The organism is Pseudomonas sp. PDM20 (genome assembly GCF_014852575.3).
Classification (GTDB): domain Bacteria; phylum Pseudomonadota; class Gammaproteobacteria; order Pseudomonadales; family Pseudomonadaceae; genus Pseudomonas.
Genome location: NZ_CM181224.1, coordinates 2,339,841 through 2,360,388, shown reverse-complemented (window position 1 = coordinate 2,360,388; position 20,548 = coordinate 2,339,841). Strand labels below are relative to the sequence as shown.

At 65.8% G+C, this 20,548-nt stretch carries 19 protein-coding genes; all 19 read right to left on the bottom strand.

Annotated elements, in window-relative coordinates:
- Nucleotides 1-12: 12 nt before the first annotated feature.
- Entirely contained in the window at nt 13-786 is a 774-nt protein-coding gene (locus IB261_RS11080; protein WP_192383102.1) for a 1,6-dihydroxycyclohexa-2,4-diene-1-carboxylate dehydrogenase, read from the bottom strand.
- 179 nt (nt 787-965) lie between these two features.
- Entirely contained in the window at nt 966-1,979 is a 1,014-nt protein-coding gene (gene benC / locus IB261_RS11075) for a benzoate 1,2-dioxygenase electron transfer component BenC (protein ID WP_192383103.1), read from the bottom strand.
- A gap of 78 nt (nt 1,980-2,057) precedes the next feature.
- Nucleotides 2,058-2,543, bottom strand: a complete 486-nt coding sequence (gene benB, locus IB261_RS11070; RefSeq protein WP_225606128.1) for a benzoate 1,2-dioxygenase small subunit — start codon at nt 2,541-2,543, stop codon at nt 2,058-2,060.
- Nucleotides 2,543-3,910, bottom strand: coding sequence for a benzoate 1,2-dioxygenase large subunit (gene benA, locus IB261_RS11065; RefSeq protein ID WP_081516597.1), 1,368 nt, complete (start codon nt 3,908-3,910; stop codon nt 2,543-2,545). Before benA ends, benB begins: the two co-directional genes overlap by 1 nt.
- 150 nt (nt 3,911-4,060) lie before the next feature.
- Entirely contained in the window at nt 4,061-4,531 is a 471-nt protein-coding gene (locus IB261_RS11060) for a cupin domain-containing protein (RefSeq protein ID WP_318653078.1), read from the bottom strand.
- A 317-nt stretch (nt 4,532-4,848) separates the two neighbouring features.
- Nucleotides 4,849-5,802 (bottom strand): AraC family transcriptional regulator, encoded by a 954-nt coding sequence (locus IB261_RS11055; RefSeq protein WP_081516595.1) that lies wholly within the window; start codon nt 5,800-5,802, stop codon nt 4,849-4,851.
- 221 nt (nt 5,803-6,023) lie between these two features.
- Complete coding sequence (locus tag IB261_RS11050) at nt 6,024-6,437, bottom strand: type IV pilin protein (RefSeq protein WP_192383107.1); 414 nt, start codon at nt 6,435-6,437, stop codon at nt 6,024-6,026.
- 12 nt (nt 6,438-6,449) lie between these two features.
- Nucleotides 6,450-10,775, bottom strand: a complete 4,326-nt coding sequence (locus IB261_RS11045; protein WP_192383109.1) for a pilus assembly protein — start codon at nt 10,773-10,775, stop codon at nt 6,450-6,452.
- A gap of 31 nt (nt 10,776-10,806) precedes the next feature.
- On the bottom strand, nt 10,807-11,349 hold the full coding sequence (locus tag IB261_RS11040) for a pilus assembly PilX family protein (protein ID WP_081516592.1): 543 nt from the start codon (nt 11,347-11,349) through the stop codon (nt 10,807-10,809).
- Entirely contained in the window at nt 11,346-12,122 is a 777-nt protein-coding gene (locus IB261_RS11035; protein WP_192383110.1) for a PilW family protein, read from the bottom strand. Before IB261_RS11035 ends, IB261_RS11040 begins: the two co-directional genes overlap by 4 nt.
- 1 nt (nt 12,123) lies before the next feature.
- The gene (gene pilV / locus IB261_RS11030; RefSeq protein ID WP_192383112.1) at nt 12,124-12,669 is read right to left on the bottom strand and encodes a type IV pilus modification protein PilV; all 546 of its coding nucleotides are present in this window, start codon (nt 12,667-12,669) and stop codon (nt 12,124-12,126) included.
- 8 nt (nt 12,670-12,677) lie between these two features.
- Nucleotides 12,678-13,103, bottom strand: a complete 426-nt coding sequence (locus tag IB261_RS11025; RefSeq protein WP_230986113.1) for a GspH/FimT family pseudopilin — start codon at nt 13,101-13,103, stop codon at nt 12,678-12,680.
- Between the two features lie 366 nt (nt 13,104-13,469).
- Nucleotides 13,470-14,819: a 4-hydroxybenzoate transporter PcaK gene (gene pcaK / locus IB261_RS11020; RefSeq protein WP_192383116.1), complete on the bottom strand. Its 1,350-nt coding sequence runs from the start codon at nt 14,817-14,819 to the stop codon at nt 13,470-13,472.
- 290 nt (nt 14,820-15,109) lie between these two features.
- Nucleotides 15,110-15,952, bottom strand: a complete 843-nt coding sequence (locus IB261_RS11015; RefSeq protein ID WP_017519476.1) for an IclR family transcriptional regulator — start codon at nt 15,950-15,952, stop codon at nt 15,110-15,112.
- Nucleotides 15,953-16,203: 251 nt separating this feature from the next.
- Nucleotides 16,204-17,283, bottom strand: a complete 1,080-nt coding sequence (gene zapE, locus IB261_RS11010; RefSeq protein WP_192383117.1) for a cell division protein ZapE — start codon at nt 17,281-17,283, stop codon at nt 16,204-16,206.
- Nucleotides 17,273-17,878, bottom strand: coding sequence for a protocatechuate 3,4-dioxygenase subunit alpha (pcaG, locus tag IB261_RS11005; RefSeq protein WP_192383119.1), 606 nt, complete (start codon nt 17,876-17,878; stop codon nt 17,273-17,275). The genes zapE and pcaG overlap by 11 nt, the downstream gene beginning before the upstream one ends.
- Before the next feature lie 12 nt (nt 17,879-17,890).
- A complete protein-coding gene (gene pcaH / locus IB261_RS11000; RefSeq protein ID WP_192383121.1) occupies nt 17,891-18,610 on the bottom strand; it encodes a protocatechuate 3,4-dioxygenase subunit beta in 720 nt (239 codons plus the stop codon).
- Between the two features lie 117 nt (nt 18,611-18,727).
- Complete coding sequence (gene pcaQ / locus IB261_RS10995) at nt 18,728-19,657, bottom strand: pca operon transcription factor PcaQ (RefSeq protein WP_081516584.1); 930 nt, start codon at nt 19,655-19,657, stop codon at nt 18,728-18,730.
- A gap of 6 nt (nt 19,658-19,663) precedes the next feature.
- Entirely contained in the window at nt 19,664-20,533 is an 870-nt protein-coding gene (locus tag IB261_RS10990) for a helix-turn-helix domain-containing protein (RefSeq protein ID WP_192223785.1), read from the bottom strand.
- Nucleotides 20,534-20,548 lie beyond the last annotated feature (15 nt).

Below are 20,548 nucleotides of genomic sequence, written 5' to 3'. Positions count from 1 at the left end.
CATGGCGGCGACTCAGCCCAGGTCGCCGCCACCCACCGGCAGGGTCACGCCGGTGATGTAGCTGGCTTCGTCGGAGGCGAGGAAGAGGATCGCGCCGACCTGCTCGTCGATGCTGCCGTAGCGCTTCATCAGGCTGCTGTCGAGGGTCTGGTCGACGATCTGCTGGTACCAGGCTTTCTCCTCCTCGCTCTGCTGCGCCGCGTTGCGCGGGATGCGCCGCGGCGGCGCTTCGGTGCCGCCGGGCGCGGTGGCGTTGACCCGCACGCCGCGCTCGGCGGTCTCGAAGGCCAGGCACGCAGTCAGCGCGTTCACCCCGCCCTTCGCCGCCCCGTAGGGCACGCGATTAACCCCACGGGTGGCGATGGACGAGACGTTGACGATGGCGCCCGCGCCCTGCTCCAGCATCGGCACCAACGCCGCGCGGCAGCACCACAGGGTCGGGAACAGCGAGCGGCGCACCTCGGCTTCGATCTCGTCCTCGGCGTAATGCTCGAAGGGCTTCGCCCAGATGGTGCCGCCGACGTTGTTGACCAGGATGTCGAGGCGGCCGAAGCGCTCGATGGCCTGGGCGACCACGCCCTGGCAGTCGGCAAAGCGCTCCAGGTCGGCAGTCAGGGTGAGCACTTCGCCGTGCTGGCCGAGGGCTTCCTGCAGTTCGTGGACGATTTCCGAGCGGTCCACGGCGATGACCTTGGCGCCCTCTTCCACCAGGCGTTCGGCGACGCGCCGGCCGATGCCCTGGGCGGCGCCGGTGACGAGGGCGATCTTGTTGTTGAATCGGTTCATGGAAACCTCATGTTCAGTTGATTCCCGAAACTTGGTGCGTTACCCACCACCCTCACCCCAGCCCTCTCCCAGAGGGAGAGGGGGCCGTCCGTACCGGTTGATACCGTGGTTCTATCCTGCGCCGAACGGTCCCCTCTCCCGCTTGCGGGAGAGGGTTAGGGTGAGGGGCTCTTGACCCATCAGGCCGCGCTCGCCGCAAACTTCTCGTAGTAGAAATTCGCCGGCGTGATGCCCTGCTCGCGGATGTGCTGGCTGACCGCCTCGACCATCGGCGGCGGACCGCAGAGGTAGATGTCCACCTCGCCGTCGTTCAGATGCACCGGCTCGATGTGCTGGGTGACGTAGCCCTTGCGCGGATAGCTGCTCTCCGGGCTGGCCACGCAGGCGCTCCAGGTGAAATTGGGGATGCGCGCGGCGAAGGCTTCCAGGCGGTCCATCTCCACCAGGTCGAAGTCATGGGTGACGCCGTAGATCAGGTGCAGCGGATGTTCGCTGCCACGCTCGGCGATCTGTTCGAGCATCGCGGTGAAGGGCGCCAGGCCCGTGCCACCGGCCAGCAGAAGCAAGGGCCGCTTGATCTCGCGCAGGTAGAAGCTGCCCAGCGGGCCGGCCAGGAACAGCGCGTCCCCGGCCTTGGCCAGACCGGTGAGGAAGCTGCTCATCAGGCCGCCCGGCACGTTGCGGATCAGGAAGCTGACCTCGCCGTCCTTCTGCAGCGAGCTGAAGGAGTAAGCGCGGCTTTGCTCGCTGCCCGGCACCTGCAGGTTGACGTACTGCCCCGGCAGGAAGGCCAGCCTGCTCAGCGACTCGCCCTTGATCGACAGCGCGATGGTGCTTTCGGAGAGCTGGCGCACCGCGCTGATGCTGGCCTCGAAACTGGCCTGGGCGGTCTTGCAGACTTGCGAGGAGGCCGGCACGCGCACCACGCAATCGCTCTGCACGCGCATCTGGCAGGTGAGCACGTAGCCCTGCTCGGCTTCGTCCTCGGTGAGCGCGTCCTCGATGTAGTCCTGGCCCAGGTCGTAGCGGCCGGCTTCGGCGAAGCACTTGCAGGTGCCGCAGGCGCCGTCGCGGCAATCCAGCGGAATGTTGATGCCCTGGCGGTAGGCCGCATCGGCCACGGTCTCGCTGGGGCTGGCGTCGATGAAGCGGGTAACGCCGTCTTCGAAATTGAGGGCGATCTTGTGGTTCATGGCGTGCACCTCGGTGCCGCGCAGGCAGCATCGCGCGCGGCGAATCCACGCACGCGCCGCACAGCCTGCGACGGCGAATCAGATGTGGTAGATGTCGATGACTTGCCTGACGTAGTCGTTCTTCAGCACGACCTTCTTCGCCTTTACCAGCGGCTGCTCGCCACGCACGTCGAGCGTGTAGAAGCTGGTGCCGAAGTAGCTGTCGACGGTCTTGTAGCGGAAGCTCAGGGTGTGCCAGTTGAAGCGCACCTGGCACTGCCCGTCGGCCTCGCCGAGCACCTCGATGTTGCTCAGGTTGTGCGAGGTGCGCGTGTCCGGCAGGGTCGCGCTGGAGCGCTCGGTCTTGATGCGGAACACGCGGTCTTCCAGGCCGCCACGGCTGCCGTACCAGATCAGCGAGATTTCCCGCTGCGCGTCTTCGGTGAGCTGGTCGCGGTCATCCCAGGAGGGCATCCAGAAGGTGGCGTCGGCGGCGTACAGCTCCAGCCACGCATCCCAGTCCTTGTCATCGAGGTAGCGCGCTTCGCGGTAGAGGAAGTCGCGGACGCTCTCGTAGCGGCTCATCACACGCCCTCCTCTGTCACGGCGATGCGATTGGCCTGCTCGGCGGCCAGCGCATCGATCATGATCTGCTGCCAGTACTGGTGCTGCAGCACGAACAGGCCTTCGTCCTCGGTGCGTACGCCGGACAGAGCCGGCGCCAGGTCGATTTCCCGCGCCGCATCGTCGGCGCCGTCGATCCAGTGCTGCGCCCCGCGCGACATGTCGTTCCAGCCGCCCGCGCTGCCCTGGTAGGCCTGCTGGCAGGATCGGAATTCCTCCAGGTCGTCCGGCGTGGCCATGCCGCTGACGTTGAAGAAGTCCTCGTACTGGCGGATGCGCTGGGCACGAGCCTCGCTGCTCTCGCCCCTGGGCGCGATGCAGTAGATGGTGATTTCGGTGCGGTTGACGTCGATGGGCCGGGCGATGCGGATCTGCGAGCTGAACTGGTCCATCAGGTAGACGTTGGGGTACAGGCAGAGGTTGCGCGAGTTCTCGATCATCCAGTCGGCGCGGGCGCGGCCATGGTCGCGGGCCAGTTCGTCGCGGCGCTCGAAGGCCGGGCGCGCCTCGGGGTTGGCCCAGCGGCTCCAGAGCAGCAGGTGGCCGTGGTCGAAGGAGTAGAAACCGCCGCCATGCTTGGCCCAACCACCGGCGCTCATGGTCTTCACTTCTTCGCCGGCTTCGCGCTGCTGGCGCTGGCTCTGGGTGGCGGCGTAGTTCCAGTGCACCGAGCTGACGTGGTAGCCGTCGGCGCCGTTTTCGGCGGTGAGTTTCCAGTTGCCTTCGTAGATGTAGCTGCTGGAGCCGCGCAGCACTTCCAGGCCTTCGGGGGACTGGTCGACGATCATGTCGATGATCTTCGCCGACTCGCCCAGGTGCTCCACCAGCGGCTTGACCTCGGCCTTCAAACTGCCGAAGAGGAAGCCGCGGTAGGACTCGAAGCGCGCCACTTTCGTCAGGTCGTGGGAGCCTTCGCAGTTGAAGCCTTCCGGGTAGCCGGCCTCGGCCGGGTCCTTGACCTTGAGCAGCTTGCCGGAGTTGTTGAAGGTCCAGCCGTGGAACGGGCAGGTGTAGCTTGCGCGGTTGCCGGACTTGTGCCGGCAGAGCATGGCGCCCTTGTGGCTGCAGGCGTTCAGGAAGGCGTTGAGCACGCCGTCCTTGTTGCGCGCGATGAAGACCGACTGGCGACCGATCATCGTGGTCAGGAAGTCGTTCTTCTCGGGGATCTGGCTTTCATGGGCGAGGTAGACCCAGTTGCCTTCGAAGATGTGTTTCATCTCCAGGTCGAACAGGCGCGGGTCGGTGAACATCTCCCGCCGGCAGCGATAGACGCCTTTGGCAGGGTCTTCCTCAAGCAGCGAACGCAGGTAGTCGATACCCAGGGACATGGCCGGGGCCTCCGTTGTTATTGTTCAGGCAGGCTCAGGTTAGGGCTGGGTTCGGCGGGGCAATATCCGCTTTGTGCAGAGTGCTATCCGTTTTCTGCAGGGTTGCCGTGAAGCCGCAACGAAGGCCCGCGCGAGCAGGCCGCCGGGGATTCAGAGGTGGAAGATAACGCCGTATTCAGCGGCCACTTCGACGGTCTTCGGTACGTCCACGGGGCCGGGCGCAAGCTCGCGATCCAGGGCGCGGAACATCTCGATGGCCTGGCTCTGGGCGCCGGTGATTTCGAGCATCTCGCCACCGCCGGGGCCGAAGTTGAAGCCATGCAAAGTGCCGGCGGGAATGTGGATCAACGTGCCGGCCTGGCAGGCGGCCGTGCGTTCGGCGACCGTGAAGACGACTTCGCCGTGGAGCACATAGAAGGACTCGTCCCAGTCATGGGTGTGCGGCGGCGGCCCGGCCCCCTCCTCGCCTGCCTGAAAGGTAATCCTCAGCGCCGCCGAGTCGGTGTCGGCGACCAGCACGTTGATGCGGATGCCGACGACATTGAGGGCCGGGCTGCGCGCTCCCGGCGAGAGAATGAACGGGGTGGGATTCATGGACGCGACCTCGCTGGAATTGCGCACGCCTCTTCCCAGTACAGCCCCACCCCGGCAAGCGAAGCGGGGAATCGGAGGAACGGCAGCACGTAGGGCGCATAACCCGGAACGGGTTTTCCGCCGGCCACCTCGCGGCAGATAACGCTGGCGCGTTATGCGCCCTACCAATCGGCTTTCGCAGGAATGGCCTGGTGCCCTGCCGCCTTCCCCGGCGAACGCTTGAGTAGGATGGGTGGAGCTTGCGATACCCATGCTGTCGGTGCGCCGGAATTGATGGGTATCGCTGCGCTCCACGCCATCCTACGTTGGTGCTCAAGCATAACGTCGGCGTGAGCCAGCAGAGATCAGCTGCGGCGCTTGAGCGTCTCCGAGGGCAATTCGCCGAACTGCTGGCGGTAACCTTCGGCGAAGCGCCCCAGGTGCAGGAAGCCATAGTCCAGCGCCAGCTCGGTGACGTTGCGCACCGGGCAGGCCGGGTCGCTCAGGCAGGCGCGGATGCGCTCCAGCTTGAGGCGGCGGATGTACTGGCGCGGCGTGGCGCCTGCATGCCGCTCGAACAGCGCGTAGAGCGAGCGCAGGCTCATTGAAGCCTGGCGCGCCAGCGCTTCGACGTCGATGTCCTCGCGCAGGTGGCCCTCGATGTACGCCTCGATGCGTTCGAAGGAAGCGCTGGCACCGGCGATGGGTTCGCGGCTGACGTTGGTCTTCAGCAGGGTCAGCAGCTTGCTGGCGACTATCTGCTGGTAGTGCTCGTCGACCCGCGCCAGGCGCTCGCCGGCTTCGGACTCCTGGCAGACCATCGACAGCAGGTTGACGAAGCCTTCCAGTTCGCCCAGCTGGTAGCGGTTCTCGGTGAAGCGCACACCGGCGCGCGGGTGGTTCCAGCGCTGCTCGGCGCAGACGGCTTCGAGCAGGGTCACCGGAATCTTCAGGATGAATTTCTCGCAGTCGTCCGAGTAGGTCAGGTCGACCGGGTCGTCCGGGTTGATCAGCAGCAGCTCGCCCGGCGCCAGGTAGTGCTCCTGGCGCTGGCCGCGCCACAGGCAGTGGCCACTGAGGAGGATCTGCAGGTGGAAGATGCTCTCCAGCGCCGGCGAGGTGACGCGCACCGCGCCGCCATAGCTGATGCGGCACAGGTCGAGGCTGGCAAAACGCCGGTGATTGAGGCTGGCCTGGGGATGGCCGTGGGCCGGCAGGCGCAGGTCGTGGGTGCCCACATGCTGGTTGACGTAGCCGGACACCGCATAGGGATCGGCACGCTCGAACACGCGGCTGCGCTCGCTCAGCAGGCTTTGCATACAGGCACTCACTCTTGTGGTTGGCCGCGCTCTTCGTCGCGGCTCGTGCGCCCAGTCTATGCCGTGGCCCGGAATACGGGCAGCGGCCGGGATGGACGGTCGCGCGGGTAATCCAGGTGCAAGGCAGGCCCGCGAATCCGCTTCACCCTAGGGGCCGGTACCGGCCGGCGCAATTCGACCTGTGGCGCAGTGTTCGCCAATCGCACGCTTTCGTCGCCCACTCATTGCCAGCAGGTGGTGCCGGTTCCGGTGCCGGTATTGCTGCGAGTGCCGGCCTGGTCGAGGCTCAGGGTCAGGCACGGGGCATCCTTGGCCTGGGAGCCCGTGGCGGTGGCGGTGAGCGTGTAGGTGGTGGCGGTGATGTTGGAAATGACCAGGCTGTAGTACTGCAGAGCGTTGACATTGCTGGTCATGTTCAGCGCGGCGGCAGTGCTGGCGTAGGCATTGTTCTGCGAGTAGTAGCGCTCCTGCCGGGCCGCCGCCTCGCTGAGCACGGCCTGGGCTTCGACCCGGTGGCCGCGCAGCACGTAACGCTGGTAGCTGGGGAAGGCGATGGCGGCGAGGATCGCCACTATCGCCACCGTGACCATCAGTTCGATCAGGGTGAACCCCCTCTCCTGCCGACGTTGATTCATGCTTTCTCCCTGTCAGTTGGCTGGCTGGATCTGCCAGGTACGCCGGCCGCTCACGGTGCCGGAGTTGGTGCGGATGGCGTCCGGCAGCAGGTTGGTGCCGCCGCCCTCGCCGCCGGTGTAGGTGTAGCCACCGGAGACGGTGATATCGCCACCGCCGGTGATGAACGCCGAGAGCGCATCGAAGCTGCCGTCGTTGTTCAGGTCGAAGACGTTGTACGGCGTCAGCCCGCCGCGCTCGGGATCGATGGCGTAGCGGGTGCCGGAGAGGCCGGCGGCGCAGGTGCCGGTCTGCGGCGTGGAGCTGCTGAAGATGAGGGCGGAGCCGTAGAGCGTCATGTCGTAGATCTGCCGCTCGCCGGCCACCGGGAAGTCGAAGTACCAGCCCCATTTGTTGACGTTGGCATCGGCGGTGTTGCCAGAGGTGTCATACCACGCCACTTCGTTGTTGCTCAGGGTGTAGGTCGAGGTGCTGTTGAAGGTCCCCGTGCTGAGCGTCTGTGCCTGCAGGTTGCTGCGCGTGCGCGCCGCCGTCAGTGAGGAGGTGGTGGCCTCGCCGGCGATCTTGCGGTCCCAGATGCCGTAGACACTCTGTTGCGCCGTGGAGGTCTTGTCGGCGGTGAGCAGATAGCGGCCCGTGCCGAAGGCGACGATGTAGCCGGTGCCGCTGGGGTGATCGACCAGCGACGGCGCGGTGGTGATCGGTTGGCGCGTACCGCTGGCATTGCGCGCAACGTACAGCGGGTTGCCGCCGAAGGAAACGGCGTATCGCGCCTCCGAGGCCGTGCTGTTGAGCGGGTCGCCCCCGCTGGTGTCGATCAGGTCGAAACGCCAGAGGTTGCCCAGCAGGTCGCCGCCGTAGGCATAGTCGGCGATGCCGTCATTGTTGGCGTCCGCCACGAACAGTCGCGACAGGCCGTTGTTGAGGGCATCCAGAGAGGCGGTCTCGGCGGCGGTCAGGCTCGGCGTGGCGGTGATCTTCTTCAGCAACGCACCGGTCTGGATGTCGATGATCAGCAGCGACGCAGTGCTGCTGCCGATGTCGTAGCCATTGGGCACCAGTGCCACCCACTTGCCGTTGTGCAGGCGCGCAATGGAAGGACGCGCCGCCGTGTAGCCGAGGCTGCTGTCGTTGTCGCTGGTGAACTCCCAGAGCAGCCTGGGCGCGGCAGGGTCGGTGACGTCAAGGGCGAACACCTCGCGGCCGCCGGCGCCAAGGCTGCCCAGCAGGACCTTGTGCCAGGCCGAGCCGTAGTAGACGTCGGACACCACGGGCGTGCCGTCGACGAAAAAGCGATGCTCGGTGCCTTGCTGCTTGCCGTAGTCCGGCGCGGTGAGGGCGTTCAGGTTGGGGATCACCGCGCTGGGGATGAAGGCGAAGATCTCGGCGCCGGTGGTCGCGTTGAAGGCATGCAGCATGCCGTCGTTGGCGCCGACATAGACCACCGAGGGCTTCGCCGCCAGCGCGGTGGCGAACGCCGCATAGGTGGTGCTGCCCTCCAGGGCGTCGGCGCGCGAGGACAGATAGTCGGAGCCGCTGACCAGCACCGGTGCCGAATTGATCATGTCGCCGAGCAGCGTCGTGCGGGTGCGGAAGGTGTTGTTCTCACCACGCAGGAAACCGACCCGCGCCTGCCCCTGGGTATCGACCACACCGGCAACGGTGCGATTGAGCTGGGTCTGCTGGGCGGCGGTCAGGTTGCTCCAGTTGAAGGCGGTGAGCGCTCCGCTCTTGGCGAACAGGATGTTGCGCGTGCTGGGTGTGCCCAGTTGCGCCGACGCCCGCCACAGCGTGGTTGTGGTCGTGGTGACGGCGCCGGAGCTGCTGGTGGTCATGGTTCGCTGCTTCTTCAGCAGGTCGCCGGTCCAGTCGCCGGTGACGAAGCTGGTGCCGTAGGTGTAGCTGCCACTGTCCAGCGACTGGGAGTCGACCGCCACGGCGGCGACCGACGTATTGAGCTGGAGGATGTCGTCGAAGGCCGACTTGAGCTGGGAGGCGAGTTTGCTGGGGTTGCTGACCAGGAAGTAGTTGTCCGGCACGCCATCGCCGTCGCGGTCCCAATTGGTGAGGTCGGTCTTGCCGTACTTGGCGGCGTACCACATGGGGTCCTGCAGGCTGGTCACGGCGGTAGTGGCCGACGGCGTGAAATTGCGCGTGTGATAGGCCGGCCGGTTGCCGCTGAGCGCGCCGCTGCTGCCACTCAGGCCAGGCAACAGCGCGCAGGTGATCGACGAGCAGTCGCCGGGGGACCGGCCATCCGGAGTGTCGAGCCGGAAACGCGAACTGCCGCTGCCACCGCCGGTGACCTCCAGGTACACGCCATCCTTGGTGGTGCCGGCCATGGTGTAGCCCATGTGCGATTCATCGCCGGCCACCGAGTATTCGGTCTGGCTGGTCACGTCCACGGTACCGTCGCTCCTGGCCGTCACCGTGTAGAGCACGATGGCGTCCATGTCGTAGTCACGGCCCTGGGCGGAGTCGTCGTAGACCACGCGGAAGGTGATGGAGGTGAGGTTGCCAGCGCTGTCGCGGGTCAATGTGTCGATGTAGAAGCCGGTGATCTGGCTGACCACGCTCTGGCTGACGTTCATGCTGAACGGCACCAGGCGCAATGTCCCCTTGCTGGTCTTGATGCGGATGTTGGGCAGGGTCGAGGACTGGGCGATGGAGAAGCTCTGCACCCGGTTCGAACCCGCGGTGGTGAGCGCGTTCTGGCTGCCGAAGAAGGACACGGCCGAGGTTGCGTAGCTGCCCTGGCGCGTGGGCTCCTCGGCAAGCCCGCGAATGGTGGCGAAGCTGCTGGCGGTCTTGGCGGTGGGCGCCGAGTCATTGGTGCCGCCGGACTGGCCGACGTTCACCGAGGCACTGCCGCCGACCTCGCGGCTCCACAGGGTGGCGCCGATGCTGGCGAAGTTGAAGCTGATGTCGTTGGTCGGCTGGCTGTCGGTGCCCAGGGAGCTGCCCGGCACATCCGAGTCGTAGCTCGGGTTGACGTCGCTCATCAGCGTCATGAACGGCCGGGTGCAGGACGGGTAGGTGCTGTAGGGGTTGGCCCAGCTGGTCAGGCTGGAGAGGCCCAGGTTGGTGTCGGCTGTGCCGGCCGCGTAAGCCGCGGTCGGCGCCTTGCCGGCGTAGTAGCGCAGCGTCTCGTAGGCCATCTCGCCGAGCGGGTTGCCCCAGTCGACGCACTTGCCGTTGGTCAGCGGATTGAGGTTGTAGCCGCTGGAGTCAGTGCAGCCGGCGGAAAACACCAGGCGGTCGAGGTTGGCGACTATGCCGCTGTTGTTCACGTAGCAGCGGCCGTTGAGGCAGCCGGTGCCGGTGGTGGAGTCGGTCAGAAAGCGCCCGGTGGAGCTGTTGTATTCGTTGCTGAAGGACGCCGCCGCCTTGCGCACCACGCCACCGCGCAGGTTGTTGGCGTAGGTGCCGGTGACCAGGCCGAAGTACATCTTGTCCGAGGCGCCGTAGTCGTGGAGCACACCGGTAGGTTTGTAGAGACTGCCGTACTGGGCGCAGTTGCTTTCCAGCAGACCGGCCACACACACCTGCACCCTGACGTTGAGGTCGTACGCGGGGATGATGGTGGTGTCGCTGTTGGTGGTGCTGGTGACGGTGTTGGTGCCCTGGGCCGACTCGCGCGACACCCAGCCCCAGATCCGGTACGTGCCCAGCAGCGCCTGCTGCAGGCTGGTGATGATCCGCAGCCGCGGCGTGGCGCTGCTGTTGTACGAGCCCAGCGTGCTGGAGCCGATCGAGGTGTTGGCGAAGAGCACGTACTTGCCGTTGGTCGGCACCGGGATCGGGGTGTAGTCCGCCAGGCTGTAACCGTCACGGGCGACGCTCAGGTATTCCTTGCCCCAGCTGTGCGCATCATTGGGGATGAAGGCGCGTTCGAGCACAGTGGAAAGGGTGTTGTCGGTGGAGCGGTAGCCGCCGTAGAGCACCTTGCGCAGCACATCCTGGCGCGACATGGTCAGGTAGTTCAGGTAGTCGCCGCTCCAGCGGCCAACCGCGCTGGTGCACTTCTTGGTGCTGGTGGCGCTGGAGGGCGCGAAGGTGCCGCTCAGCACATCGTAGATGTAGCACTTGTAGGAGTCGAAGTAGCCGGTGTAGTCGATGCTGGGCTTGTAATAGGTATCCAGCTGGCCGTCGCCGTCGATGTCGGAGGCGTCGTTGTAGGCCGGGAAGTAGAGCTTCTGGTCGCGGCCCACCACCAGCATGTTCATCGGCGGCGCGATGTTGCTGACGAACAGCGGCGTCTGCGCCAGGGACGCGCCCCAGGCCTGGCCACCCGCCAGGCAGGACAGCAGCAGGAACAGCGTCGCACGCAACGACTTCATGGTGTCGGCATCCTTGTACGACCGGAAAAATTCACTGGATCACCAGCCCGAAGGTCGAGCGCAGGCACAGCGCGTCGGCACCGCAGGCCTTGCTGGTGGCCGTGCCCTTGTAGGCCTGGGAGTTGACCTCGTAGTAGTAGGTGCACCCCACCTGCCCCTTCGACAGGTAGGAATTCGCGCTGCCTCCCGCGCCGCCCTTGCAGTTGTTGGAGATGTAGCGCAGGTACCAGCGCGCACTGCGCAGCAGGCTGGTGCCGCCTTCCATGCCGGAGTACAGGTTGGACTTGCTGAAGTCGGTGCTGTAGTTGGTCGCCGCTGCGGTGAAGCACGGCGAGGTGCCCGCCGTGCAGTTGTCCAGTGCGCGGGTACTCTTGCGCAGGCGCCCTTCCCCTTCGCGCAACGCGGACTCGGCCGCGCTCATCAGCCGTTGCTGCTCCAGGCGATTGCCGGTCATCCGCCCTTCCAGCTGCATGCCGCGCATGCCGCTGACGGCAGCCAGGGTGATCAGCAGCAACATCACCAGCGCGACGAACAACACCGCGCCACGCTGCCGGCGGGAAGACAGTCGTTTCATGGCATCAGGTTCCTCAACATGCTGGTGCCGCTGACGATGCGCCGCACGGGCCCGTCGCCATCGGTGCAGGCCTTGCTGCCGTAGAGGTCCTGCCAGCGCTGGCAGGTGGTGGCAGCCAAGCCGCCGCTCACCGAGCTGCTGCTGGCCAGCAGCAACGCGTAACGCAGACTGCGCACTGTCTGACCAGCCGCCGGCGTGGCGACGTACTGCGCCACCTGGCGATTGAATTCGTCGCTCTCGCTGTCCACCCCGAAGTCGAAGCGCAGCGCCACCACGTTCTCCACCAGGCTGGAACCGTTACAGGTCAGCTTGCCGTTGCTCAGGGTGAGTTTCTCGACCACGTTGTTGCTCGGGCTGTAGTTGCTGTAGGGCTTGTTGACCCCGGCGCGGCTGGCCAGCGATGCGCCGGTGCAATCGACGTCAGTGGTGTCGCGCGGCTGGTAGCGCAGGCAGACGGTGTTGGCATCCACCCGCACCAGCGCCTGGCCGGCTGCGAAGACGCAGCCATTGCTGGTCTGCGCGGGAAACGCGGCGGTCATGCGCGAGGACGGCAGGCGCCGGTAACCGGCTTTCGACAGGCGCCCATCAAGCATCTGCTGGGCGTAGCGCGCGCTGTCCTGGTTCTGCGCCTGGCCATCGAAGTAGCGCGAACGGTTCTGCCCGTCGAGGAACATCTGGGTGATGCCCAGGATCAGGAACAGGCTCAGGCCCATGGAGATCATCAGCTCGATGAGCGTCACCCCAGCCTGGGCACGCAAGCCTGGCCCGCGCATCCTAGGGTTCCTCCCGCAGCACGTAACGGCAGATGGTGTTGTCGCCGGTGGCGTTGGCGTCCAGGCACTCGCCGGCCTTCACCCGCCAGGCCAGCTGGATCTCGATCGCTGACCCGCTGTTACTGCACGTGCTGCTGCCATTGGTACGGCAGACATAGAATTCGCTGGCCAGGTCGGAAGCGCCCGGCAGCGCCTGGTTAACCCGCTGCGACCAGCAGGCCAGGCGCTGGCTGGCAGTCAGCGAAGCCAGTGAGGCGCAACTGCTGGGAGCGGTGGGAAATGACGCGCTGGCAGCCTTGTAGTAGCCCCAACTGGTCGGTGGCACCACCTGGGCCGCGCTGCCGTCCTGGGTGGAGTAGATATCGGTGCGCATCATCTCCATCAGCTCGTCCGCCAGCTCCGCCGCGTTGCTGCGCAGGATGGTGTCCTGGGCATAGGCGATGGTTCGCCCCTGCATCGCCAGCATGCCGAGCACGCCGAAGCAGGTGACCAGCAGGGCCACCATCACCTCCACCAGGCTGAAACCGGCCATGCTCCGGCTCGCCATGTTCCGTTTCATTGCCCGGTCGCTCCCTGCAGGCTGATGTAACCCGAAGCGGCCACCTTGATGCTGAATGCCTTGCTGGTGCCGCTGCTGGATATGTCCAGGTCAGCCGCCGCGGCGCTGCCATCAGGCTTGAACGAGAGGTTACTGATGGTGCTGCTCACGCTGAGGCTGCTCGGCAGGTCCAGGCGCTGGCTCACCGAGGTGGAGGTGATCGAACCACAGGTGCTGGCGCGCACCACCACCCACTGCAGGTTTCCACTGCTGGGGCAGAGCGTGAGGGTCTGTCGGGTGTTGACCGCATCCGCACGGGACGCCTGGAGCAGCCGGAAAAGCGTCGATGCGCCGCTCTGCACACGGCTGGATTCGATCAGGTAGCGAAAACCTGGCAAGGCCACGCCAGCGAAGATCGCCAGCAGCGCGACAACCACCATCATTTCCACCAGGGAGAAGCCTTCCTGGCGTCCGGGGCCCCGCCGCGATTTCAGGCGGGAAAATGAGCATCCAACTGCATGAAGAACCATGGACTTTTCCAACGATGGTCAGGTGGCCGGGCCCCGTGTGGAGCCCCCCTTTTGGGGTGCCAGGACAAAGATTGGCTATTGGTCCGACAGCAATTTCTTCAGGGAGTTGAATCTATTTCAGCGAAACGGGCCGATTTTTCGACCGTTCACTCCCACCCAGAGACCGTTCATCCTATTGACGCCAGAACAACCGACATTGCGTCGAGCTCTGCAGCGTAGGAAACGTTCGCCAGCGGAAGGGCCACGACCTTGCATCGCGGCCCCTTTCAGACGCGTCCGTCAGGTCGCGTCGGCGTGGCTCACCAGCCCCTTGATCAGCACCGCGGCGGTGGCGATGGCGGCGGGCACCATCAGCGCGGTCAGCACCTGCTCGAAGTTCCAGCCCAGGCCCAGCAGCGTGGCGCCGATCCAGGCACCGAGGATGGCGCCGAAACGACCAATGCCAAGCATCCAGGAAACCCCCGTCGCACGACCCTGAGTCGGATAGAAGCGTGCTGCCAGCGACGGCATGGCCGACTGCGCGCCGTTCACGCACATGCCAGCCGCCAGCACCAGGGTCGCCAGCAGCGTGACGGTGCCCAGGCTCTGCCCCACGCAATAGGCGAACACCCCGGCCAGGCAGTAGAAGATGCCGATGACCTTGTGCGGATTGAAGCGGTCCATGGCCCAACCGACCGCCACCGAACTGAGCACCCCGCCGAGCTGGAACAGCGCACCGATGAAGGCAGCCTGTTCCATGCTCGCGCCGGCGTCGCGCATCAGCGTCGGCAACCAGTTGGTGAGCAGGTAGACGATCACCAGACCCATGAAGTAGGTCAGCCACAGCAAAAGGGTTCCGGCGCTGTAGGTGCCGGAGAAGATCACCCTGAACACGTTGCGGCTCTGCACCGTCTTCTGCTCGGGCACGCTGAAGTCACGGGCGGCAACCACCTCGGCCGGCGCGATGGGCGCCAGGGCGCGCTTGACCTTGTCCGCCCCGCGATTGCGCACCACCAGGAAGCGCGCCGACTCCGGCAGCCACACCAGCAGCACCACCGCCAGCACCAGCGGCAGCACGCCGCCGAGCAGCAGCAGGCTATGCCAGCCGTAGGCCGGGATCAGCTTGGCGGAGACGAAGCCGCCCGACGCCATGCCCAGGTTGAAGCCGCAGAACATGCTGGTCACCAGCAGCGACTTGAGGCGCTCGGGGGTGTACTCCGAGAGCAGCGTGGTGGCGTTGGGCATCGCCGCGCCGAGGCCGATGCCGGTCAGCAGGCGCAGCGCCATCAATTGCTCAAGGTTGCTGCTGTAGGCCGAGATCAGGCTGAACAGGCCGAAGAGGAACACCGCCACCACCAGCACGCCCTTGCGCCCGAAGCGGTCGGCCAATGGGCCGGAGCCCAGGGCGCCGAACACCATGCCAATCAGCGCGGCGCTCATCACCGGGCCGAGGCTGGCGCGGTCGATGCCCCAGTCCTGGGTCAGCGCCGGGGCGATGAAGCCCATGGCGGCGGTATCCAGGCCGTCGAGGAAAACGATGAGGAAGCACAGCAGCACGATGCGGCACTGGTACAGCGACAGCGGCTGGGCGTTGATGAAGGACTGGACGTCGAGGGTGCCGGCAGCGGGCACGTGGGCGGAGCTGGTCATGCGAAGACTTCCTGCGAAGGCGTCGTCGCGGGAAGGCCGGCTTTATCGCCCTGCACTCCCGCAAGCTGGACAGGAATGAGGCGCGAGCCGGTGGACGCACGGACCGGCGGATGGGGCAGGCACACAGGGGCCATGGCTGACGCTCATTGTTGTTATTGCCCGTCCGGCTGGACGGGTCGCTCAACAGTACGAAGAGACGTTCAGCCGTTCAATTCGATAATCGCGCCTGTGGGCGGTTAGCGAACAGGGAATGCCGAAGGCCGGCGAAAGACGCCCGACCTCCCTCACACTCAATGGAACAGCCGCGTGCCCAGCTCGCGGCTGGCTTCCAGCAGCACCGGCAGGAAGCGCGTTTCCAGTTCCTGGCGGGAGACGCGGCCGGCGTGGGTGCCGACGTTCAGCGCGGCCAGCACCTGGCCGGCGGAATCCTTCAACGGCACGGCGATGGAGCGCAGGCCGACCTCCAGTTCCTGGTCGATGATCACCCAGCCCTGCTGGCGGATCTCGGCGATGCTCGCACGGAGCATTTCCGGGGTATGTACGGTGCGGCTGGTCTTCACCTGCAGGTCGGCGTGGGCCAGGTAATCCTCCAGCGCGTCGTCGTTCAGCCCGGCGAGCAGGATGCGCCCCATGGATGTGCAGTAGGCCGGCAGGCGGCTGCCGACGCTCAGGTCCACCGAGATCAGGCGCTGCGGCGTGGCCGAGCGGGCGATGTAGAGAATCTCGTCGCCTTCGAGCGTGGCCATGGAGCAGGCCTCGTGCAGTTGCTCGCTGAGACGGTCGAGGATCGGCTGGGCGGTGACCGCCAGCGGCGTCGAAGACAGGTAGGCGTGACCGAGGGTCAGTACCTTGGGCAGCAGCGAATAGGTGCGGCCGTCGGAAGTGACGTAGCCCAGCTTCATCAGTGTGTGCAGGCAGCGGCGCACGGCGGCGCGGGGTATCTCGGTACGGTGGCTGATCTGCGCGATGGTCAGGTGGCGCTTGCGCTCCTGGAACGCATGGATCACCGCCAGGCCTCGGGCCAGCGAGGTCATGAAATTCGGGTCGCCGGTAAAGGCCTCGATGCGCTTGGCGGGCGAAGCGATGATCGGCGGCGCGAGGGGCGGCAGGCTGGCACGGGGAGCGTCGGTCATTGTTGTTGTCCTGGCAGGCGAATGCCGGGCGATTATCGACACGCGCGGGCGATTATCGCAATACAAATGGCCGATTATCGAACAGAGGTTGTAACCCTTTCTTGGGAAATACCCTGCACAGCCTAACCCTCTCCCCCGCCCTCTCCCTGAAGGGAGAGGGCTGGGGTGAGGGGGAAAGCACAAACACCGAACTACCAGGGAAAGACAGTTGCTCCTACAGGTTGAATCCGTCCTTCGCTGAAACAGCGCGGCTACAGCGGCTCCAGCTTAAGCTGCCGCAGCCGGCTCAGCGTGCGCGAGAAATCCAGTGCTGCGCCGCCTGCCGCCAGCTCCTCCAGCGATACCCTGGCGAACAGCTGCAGCTTCAGCTGCCGGTCATAGGCAATGTCGATGAAATTGAGGAAACGCATGCTCACGTCCGGCGGGTAATCCGCCAGCGGGCCGAGGCCGCTCACCGCCATGCGCGGGTAATGCTCGATCAGCCACAGGTAGTCGCTGGCCGAGCGCGGACGTTCGAACATCTCGCTGAAATCCATCCACGCACAATGATCGTCGTGGGCATGCACCTTCAGCGGGTGGTGGTTGACGCTGAGCGTTTCATTGAAGTGCGCCTCGTCCGCCAACCCCAGGCGCGAATCAATCAACTCGATATCATCCGTCGTCGCCGGCCAAAGATAAGTGCCCCACTCCTCCAGCGACGTGCTGTGCTCGCGGTAGTCCTGGCCGGCATCCACCGAAATCACGTCGAAGCGCTTTTCGATCAGCTCGATGGCCGGGCGGAAGCGCTCGCGGTACAGCGGGTTCGGACAGAGATTTTCCGGCTCGTAGTTGGACGTACAGACCAGGCCTACGCCCTCGTCCACCAATACCTTCAGCATCCGCCCCAGGAGCATGGCGTCGCCGATGTCGTGCACGTGGAATTCGTCGAAGCACAGCAACCGGGTTTCTTCGGCGATGGCGCGGGCCACGCGCACCAGCGGGTCGGACTGCCCGGTGATCGCCAGCATGCGCACCTGCAGTTCCTGCAGGAAGGCATGGAAGTGCACGCGGCGCTTGGCCTGGGTCGGCGCGGCAGCGAAGAACTGGTCCATGACGAAGCTCTTGCCGCGCCCCACCCCGCCCCAGAGGTATACGCCGGCGACAGGTTTGCGCAGGAAGCCGTGACGGCCGGCGAGGAAGTCGTCGAGCCAGTTGGCGAGGTGGTCCACCGCTGCCATCTGCGCATCATCCGCGCGGTAGCCGCGCTCATCGAGCGCGGCGGCGAAATGCCGCCGGACACGGTCGGCGACCGGCTCGGCGGATGTTTCCTGTAGTCGTGTATCAGAAGTCAAAGAACACCGTTTCCGCATTTCCCTGGACGCGGATATCAAACCGGTAAGCGAGCTTCCCGTCCACCTCGCAACGCTTTGCGATGAGGGTTTGCCGACGTTCGGGCTGCTCGATCAGGTTCAGCACCGGGTCCACCGCGTTCGCCTGCGCCTCGTCCTCGAAGTACAGGCGGGTCTGCAGGTGGATGTTGATGCCACGAGCGAACAGCGACAGGTTGATGTGCGGCGCCATGGGCACACCGGCGGCGTTTTTCACCACTCCGGGCTTGATGGTCTGCACCTGCCACTCGCCGGCATCGAAGGTCGTTGCCGTGCGTCCGAAGCCGTTGAAGGGCTTCTCCTGATCGTAGGCAGCGTCATACACACCTTCATGATTCGCCTGCCACAGCTCCAGGAAGGAGTCGCGGATCAGATGGCCGTTGCCGTCGTACACGTTACCGATCAGCAGGATGTGTTCGCCGGGCGCGCCAGACTTGGCCATCTCGCTCCAGATTTCCTGGTCACGGGCCAGGTTGCCGGCGGCGGAAAGCGCCAGGCCGATGTGTACGTACGGGCCGGCGGTCTGCGAGGGGGTTTCCGGCAGCAGTTCGATAGGCATGGTCGGTCCTCCTCACTGGTTCTCGAAATGGGTCTTGCGTTGGCCGCGCAGCACGATGTCGAAGCGGTAGGCCAGGCAATCCATGGGATTGGCGTTGCTCATGTCGAGCTTCGCGATCAGCGACTCCACCGCGTCCGGGTTGGCGATGGACTTGACGATGGGGCACATCGGAATCAGCGGGTCACCCTCGAAGTACAGCTGGGTAATCAGCCGCGTGGAGATCGACGGGCCGCTGATGGAGAAGTGGATGTGCGCCGGGCGCCAGTCGTTCGGGCCGTTGCGCCACGGGTATGGGCCGGGCTTGATGGTGCGGAAGACGTAGCGCCCTTCGCTGTCGGTCAGCGCACGGCCGACACCGCCGAAGTTCGGGTCCAGCGGGGCCAGGTAGCGGTCGTTCTTGTGCCGGTAGCGGCCGCCGGCGTTGGCCTGCCACATCTCCACCAGGGTGTGCGGGATGGGCTTGCCGTACTGGTCCATGACCCGGCCGGAGACGATGATGCGCTCGCCGATGGGCAGGCCGCCGTTGTTGAAGTTGAGCAGCAGGTCGTTGTCGTGCTCGCCCATCTTGAGGTGCGAGAAGTCCGGGCCGCTGGTTTCGGAGACCGATTGCGGAATGCTCACCAGCGCCTGGCGCGGGGAGCGGGCGATGGAGGTCTTGTAGTCGGGGGTCAGGGCTTTGGGGTGCCAGTTTCGGTCACGAATGACGAAGCGGCTGTTCTCCGCGTCGGACATGTCGGTCTCCTCTTGTTGGATTTATAGGAGCCTGTTGCATCAGGCAGTGCGACGGAGTGTCGCCCGCAAGCCCGACGCCGAAAACTGAAAAGATGCCCACAATCCATAACCATTCAGTTATGGATAAGCACCCTCGCGGTACGCTTCCCCGACCTCGCGCAGCACCTCCAGGCACCAGTGCGCACCGAGCGAAAGCGGCAGCGTCGAGTTGCTGCAAACCCCTACTGAACCGCCCGGTTCCTGTACATCCAGAGGCAGTTCGACCATCTCGCCGGAACGCAGGTCCAGGCGCACCGAATCCAGCGGGGCGATCCACAGTGCGTCGCTGGTCAATACATAACGGCGGCTGAGTACCGTGGACAGGGTTTCCAGTCGACGACGCGGCTGGCCGAGGCCGCTCTGCACCAGCAGGCTGTCGGCGGACTTGCGGATGGTGGTGCCGGCCAACGGCAGCACCAGCGGCCAGTCGTCCAGCGCCGAGGGCGGCAGCGGGCGACCCAGCAGTGGGTGCCCGGCGCGGGCCACCAGGGTCATGGATTCGCTGTACAGGTGTTCGAAGGCAAGACCCTGGATCTGCGGGCTTTCGGTCATGCGGCCGACCACCAGGTCCAGCTCGCCCACGCGCAGTTGCGAGAGCAGGTGCGCGCTCGGCCCGGTCACCACGCTGACCACCAGCGCCGGGTGGCGCTCGTGCAGGCGCCGCACCGTCTCCGGCATCAGCAGGCTTTCCACGGTGGAGAGCACGCCAAGGCGCACGGTGCTGGAGGCGTACTCGCCGCCGCGCAGGCTGTTCACCCCGTCGCGCAACGCCTGCACGCAAGGGCCGGCGTAGCGCAGGAAGGCCACGCCGGCCTCGGTCAGGCTGGCGCCGCTCTTGCCGCGCTCGAACAGGCTGGCCTCGAGCAGGTCCTCCAGCTCCTTGAGCGTCTTCGAGATGGCCGGCTGGCTCACCGCCAGGGCGTCCGCCGCCCGAGCCAGGCTGCCCTGCCGGGCCACTTCGAGGAAACACACCAGGTGGCGGAACTTGATACGCGAATCGATATTCATGGCGGCTCAACGCGGCTCGCGGAACGCGCGGGGCGAGACCCCGGCGTAGCGCTTGAAGAATCGGGAGAAGTAGGCGGGTTCGGAGAAGCCCAGGCTGTCCGACACCTGCTGGATGGTCATGGCTGTGTACACCAGGTTGCGCTTGGCCTCCAGCAGCAGGCGCTGGTGGATCATCTGTAGCGCCGACTGCCCGGCCAGTCGCCGGCACAGCGCATTGAGGTGCGCGGCGCTGATACCCAGCGCCGCCGCGTAATGCTCGATGGGCCGGTGTAAACGGAAGTCCTGCTCGAGCAGGCGGGAGAACGCATGCACATGCTCGACGCCACGATCCTGCTGGCTCGCCTGCGCGCGAGCCTGCTCCAGCGCCCGGCGGCTGAGCCAGACCAGCAGCATGTTGAGCAGCGACTGCAGCATCAGGTCGCGGCCCGGCGCCTGCTGGGCGTACTCACGGTCGATGGACTCGAACAGCGCATCCAGCTGGCGCTTGCCCTCGCCCACCGTGAAGCACGCCGGCTGCTCCAGTACCGGGCTCTGCAGCAGGCCGCCGAGCTGCTCGGCCAGCGGCAGGCCCATGCTCAGCACCCAGCCCTGCACGTCCTCGGCAAAGCGGAAGCCGTGCACAGCCAGCGCCGGCGTGACCTGAAGCGAAGCCTCGCGGACTGGCGTGACCCGCCCTTCCACTTCCAGCTCCGCCGCGCCGGACTGCACATACAGCAACTGCACCAGATCGCCATGCCGGTGCGGGCGGATTTCCCAGTCATGCAGGCGGCTGCGCGAGGCGATGGATTCGCAGTGGATCAGGTCCGGCGTCGGCCACACCGTCGTCTCGCCATACAGGCGGAACACCGGGACCGGCGTGTCAGCGCGTTGTTCGATCACCGCCCACATCCA